The 4,783-nt window shown below is 32.8% G+C and carries 3 protein-coding genes and 1 tRNA gene; all 4 read right to left on the reverse strand.

What is annotated here, in order from left to right; all coding sequences use genetic code 11:
• Positions 1-92 precede the first annotated feature (92 nt).
• Positions 93-815: a hypothetical protein gene (locus C0V77_RS22705; RefSeq protein WP_101728684.1), complete on the reverse strand. Its 723-nt coding sequence runs from the start codon at positions 813-815 to the stop codon at positions 93-95.
• A 95-nt stretch (positions 816-910) separates the two neighbouring features.
• Entirely contained in the window at positions 911-1,471 is a 561-nt protein-coding gene (locus C0V77_RS22710) for a hypothetical protein (RefSeq protein WP_101728685.1), read from the reverse strand.
• Between the two features lie 611 nt (positions 1,472-2,082).
• Positions 2,083-2,157, reverse strand: a tRNA-Met gene (locus C0V77_RS22715).
• 19 nt (positions 2,158-2,176) lie between these two features.
• Entirely contained in the window at positions 2,177-2,311 is a 135-nt protein-coding gene (locus tag C0V77_RS23510) for a hypothetical protein (protein WP_255408995.1), read from the reverse strand.
• Positions 2,312-4,783: the final 2,472 nt, after the last annotated feature.

Genomic DNA, 4,783 nt, shown 5'->3' on the forward strand with positions numbered 1-4,783 from the left:
CAGCATCGTAACTACGACGACTCATCAGCTTTTTTGAATCTCCCATGTTTGCAAAATTTATGCAAATAAGTGTGCCGATTTAATGAACCATCTCAGATTATATAATAATATTTTGGTTTTTTAATGCTTCGTTCACATCTATGAATGAGATAACTATCTACATAGATAGAGTCGCTTTCTCCCCCACTTAAAAGAAACTTTAAGGTTTCTTTTTTATACTCTAAATACAATACATCTCTGAGCCGTAGATCAGCAAAACATTCTTTAGTATTCATTTGACATATTTGATCGATCCAAACTTGATATTCCAACAAATATTTTTTCCATAAAGATTTTCGATTCAAATCAAGCTGTAATCTCTCTAAATGTAAATTATTGTCTTTTGGAAAGTTGTTAATTTTTGAATGTAGTTCATGACTTAGTACCTGATCACCATTCTCTACTGCTAAAAAATGCTCACTTATTAATGTATCTAGTTCTGATTTCGAGGATGTTATTTTTTTTATACTTTCATTAACTTTTTCTTTTATAACAGAGGTTTCAGTGGTGTCCTTTTCAATCTCTTTAGCTGTTTTAACAAGCTTCAAATAACCCTCATCTATTTTTTTCTTCCGATATTTAAGTAAGTTACTTAATTCTTTGTTTTCATTCTTATTTTCGGTAGTAATTAAAGGAATAAAGTCTTGATAAAACCCTAGCAAGGAGGCCAAAATTAAAAATACGGCCCACCATTGAAAACGATGATGATAACAATAGATGAATTTACAGTTATTTTCGCATCTTTTATATTTTCCTGTAATACCAATACATCTCATAATAGTGAAAATCTAAAGGTTTCTCATTATACTTTTTTATCACTTTTGAGTTATGCTTAAAGATTAGCGTAAGCATACTAATTTCAAGCATTTTTCTATTTACATTGACATAATCGATCAAGAAACCCCTTTTTTGTCAGATAAACGGCCACAGCTACTATAGGGAATCCAGTATTAAGTTTCAATGCAATTAAAGCCTCACAGACTCCTATTGCTAGACCTACCTCCTCATCCTTTTTTTTATTCTTGCAATAAGATAAATCTTCACAAACAACTTGGTAAAGCATCGTTTTAATCGGTTCAATGTCCATAAGTAGTTGGTATTGACACCTATTAAATAATATATCGTGAACTAGCATCATGAAATCGCCGCTATAGTATCCAGCATCGTATCGACCTTCTGATGACCTAGTTGCTTTTTTAGTCCATTTCATATAACCCGATTCGTAGTTGTCTTCATCTTTATAATCAAAACCAGGTAGCATCTTACCTTCATTAGCCATTTGAGTAGCTACAGATTCTTCAACATCATTTACAGTCTTCCAGTCAACGCAATTTGTGAATGCGGAAGATAATTTAAGTTTGTCATTTAAAAGAATTTTTATATAATCTATATCTGACTCTTTAAGGTTTTTTTTAGAAAGTGAATCTGCCATTCAATAGAGTAATTTTTTTATGAAAGGTGTTGATTAGCTAATAACTCCCGAATATTAAATTTTTTCTTCAATATTCCAAGATTCACTAATATATATTTAAGCTCCTTGTATTGCTTTCTTACAATTTTATAAATCTGAGTATTACATTAAAGATAGGCTCAAATTTTTTAATAAGAGCATCTCAAATTTCACAAAGTCTCGTATTTAAGCCGTAGCATCAGTATGATAGTGTATCTTTAAGTAGCTCTTCTGACTTACCTTGATTATAAGGGATTTCTCGCTTCTTACACCACACTTTGGCGTACTTTGTAATTAGTTCTTCGTCTGACAATATCATTGGATTATTGGAAAATAAACGGATTATTTTTCAGTATTTTTTTGAAAAAACTTTAAAAACTTGTTCTGCTTAATATTTATAAGAAAAGATAATTTCTTATGAAAAAGCTCAAAAAGTGGGTTAAGAAAAATGTGACCTTTAAAAACATTTTAACATTTACAGATATAATTATTAATTTAATTAACTTCTTTAAATAATCATTTATTTATTGGTTATGGAGATATAGGTTTCTATATCTCTTATAACTAATGATAATGGATATTATTCAATTGTATTGCGAGAGGTAGGATTTGAACCTACGATCTTTGGCTTATGAGACCAACGAGTTACCTGGCTACTCCACTCCGCATCAATAATAAGAGGGTAGATTATTCTACCTCTCCATCTTCTTCCGTTGATTCTTCGATTGATTCGTCAGTTACTTCTTCATTAGATTGTAGCTGACCATCTTCGATTTCTGCTGATCCGATAGTAGGTGTGTTTACTTCTTCTGGTAATGACATGGTGTGTGATTTTAATAATAAATATAGAGGATCCCTCTCCAGTGATACAGACCTCACCCAGTATGACGTATCCCTTCCTTATATACTGTAATCAGTACGCAGGAAGACGTTACTCTGTATAGCCTGACCACTAGCGAAGATTGTAAAGTGATATTTCTACCACTGGAGAGAGAGTAGATTTCTCTACTTACCTTACATGCGAGATACTATTGCTAATCCAAAGACTCAGGCTACAGCTAGTGCTGCAATAAATTTAATGTATATACTGTTTTGTCTGGCTCTCTCTTTATACTCATTATTTTCTTGAACTAGATTCCATATCTTCTCATCTATACTTAAAATTTTTGGTTTCGATTCTCTGTCCGAAGTATACATATAGTTTGAGCGATCAACTATCTTTTTCTTTTCAACAATTGAGAATACCAAGTATCTCGTACAATTCTTGACCCTTACAGTTCAATGGATACCATGATAATCACGTAGATTCGAGAGGATTGATTTGAGACTTCTGTTTTGTGGGAAGTTTTTTAATACTTCTTTTTCTTCGATGTAAACAGGTTCACCTGCTTTTTTAATGTCACTTCTTACACATTTTGCAAAAGATGAGTAGGTCATTTGAGATATAATAATGAATTAAATAACTTACTAGTATCGTCAATTGAGAAGTTTCTTGTAAGTAGATTCTCGCCACGATGTAGGTATTGATCATTTATCATGACTCTTTGCTCTTTGCTCCAGCATTTCCCAACGGCCGGGTCGTTTGCTTATAAACCATTCTAGGGCTTCCTTTGGTCTTTTATGTCGCCATTCAATATGACAGGAGTAGCAGAGTAGTTTCATATTATCGGGATCAATGTACATTCTAGTATCAGATCAGTCGTTTATGACATGAGAGCAATGGAGATTTTTATTACTCCCACATCTTTGACAAACTTTATCACGCTTTTTGACTATAGCTTTCGCTAATCTCATACAGGTCTTATCGTACCGGGAGTTAGAGTATTTTTCATTTACTCTCTTTTTATTCTTCCTTACGTTAATTCACAAATCAAATTTTCTCAATTCATCCTTTAACCGCCTTTGTAGTTGTCAGAACTTGCGGTTATAGGTTGCTTGAATTTCTGATTTATCAGTGTACAACTTCATGTGTAGAATATAACCCAAAATGTCTAATAATCAAGTGATTATTACCAATATTATGTATTATTTCAATAAAATGTCATAGTCTGATATATTCCAAGTATGGCTTATTTATGCTTGTTTTCTCAATTTCTGTAGATTAAATAGTATATTATCTACAAAAAGACTTGCAATTCTGTAGACAATCCGTATACTGATAACACTCAAGTAATGAGTAACCTTTATTCTTATATATCTACTACTAATGATTACTACTAGAACTGACAGACAGAGGATCTACAAGATTCTTGACACACTAGGTACACGAGGTGTATCACCACTAACTGTTAATTGATTCTACCTATGTGGCGTATGAATGAATACTCGCAAGTGAACAGGTAAGTATAACAGAACATACAATGTATATCCTGTATCTATTAGAATCAGACACGAATCAACAAACCTGTATAAAGATGTATATATCTCATTCGATGAGTCAGATAATGATAGTAGCATTCGTGCTCGTGTAGTTAAGGAACTAGAGAATGTATCTATTGAAGATCTTAGATAACTAACGGTAACATAGATCTATAACTCCCTTAGATGAGTATAACTGACAGCGTACTTGGTGCTTAGTGCGACAGACCTCAAGAATATCCACACACAATACCTCACGATGTATAGGGTAATCGTTTTAATTCCTAAGTCTGACTTTTTTCATGAGTTACCGAAAAACAAAGTCTTTCAAAACATATGATGACCAGATGAGCTGGATCGCTAAGAATAAGTGTAAGTATCAGATTATAGAGCTTATTGTGAATAATTGATATGCTATTGAGTATAGGAAGTTTAGAGTTTTATCTTTTTAAGAATCTTATGGCAGATACACAAGCACAACAACGCTGGAGATATAAGCATGGTATCTCTAAGCGTCCACAACTCACGGAAAGTGAGAAGTCAGTAATCATGGAGTTGAGAACTGAATGATATACACTACAACAGATAGCCCATACCATGAATAGATCTATTGAGTGTGTAGGTAGAATAATAAGAAAAAGAAAGTCAGACTGACAATAGTCTGACTTTTATTTATTTAATCCATGCCTGATCATAAGCCGCTTGACCTGTGAGGCATGGAACTTACAGTGCCTCCGGGTCTCAATCATAGTGTCATTCAGGTGATTGGCCAACCCTAAATAAGTGACTTTCTCTCCCCTATTCTTTAGTTCGTATATCTGTAAACGAATATGCAACAATGACGTGGTTCATTTTTAGTTTACACTTTTTGCGAATTATTAAAAGACAAATATTTACTTTTTGAACCTATTTTTTGGTAGTACAATTCTTCAAAAG

Origin of the sequence: Emticicia sp. TH156 (assembly GCF_002855535.1) — a bacterium.
GTDB classification, from domain to species: Bacteria; Bacteroidota; Bacteroidia; order Cytophagales; family Spirosomataceae; genus Emticicia; species Emticicia fluvialis.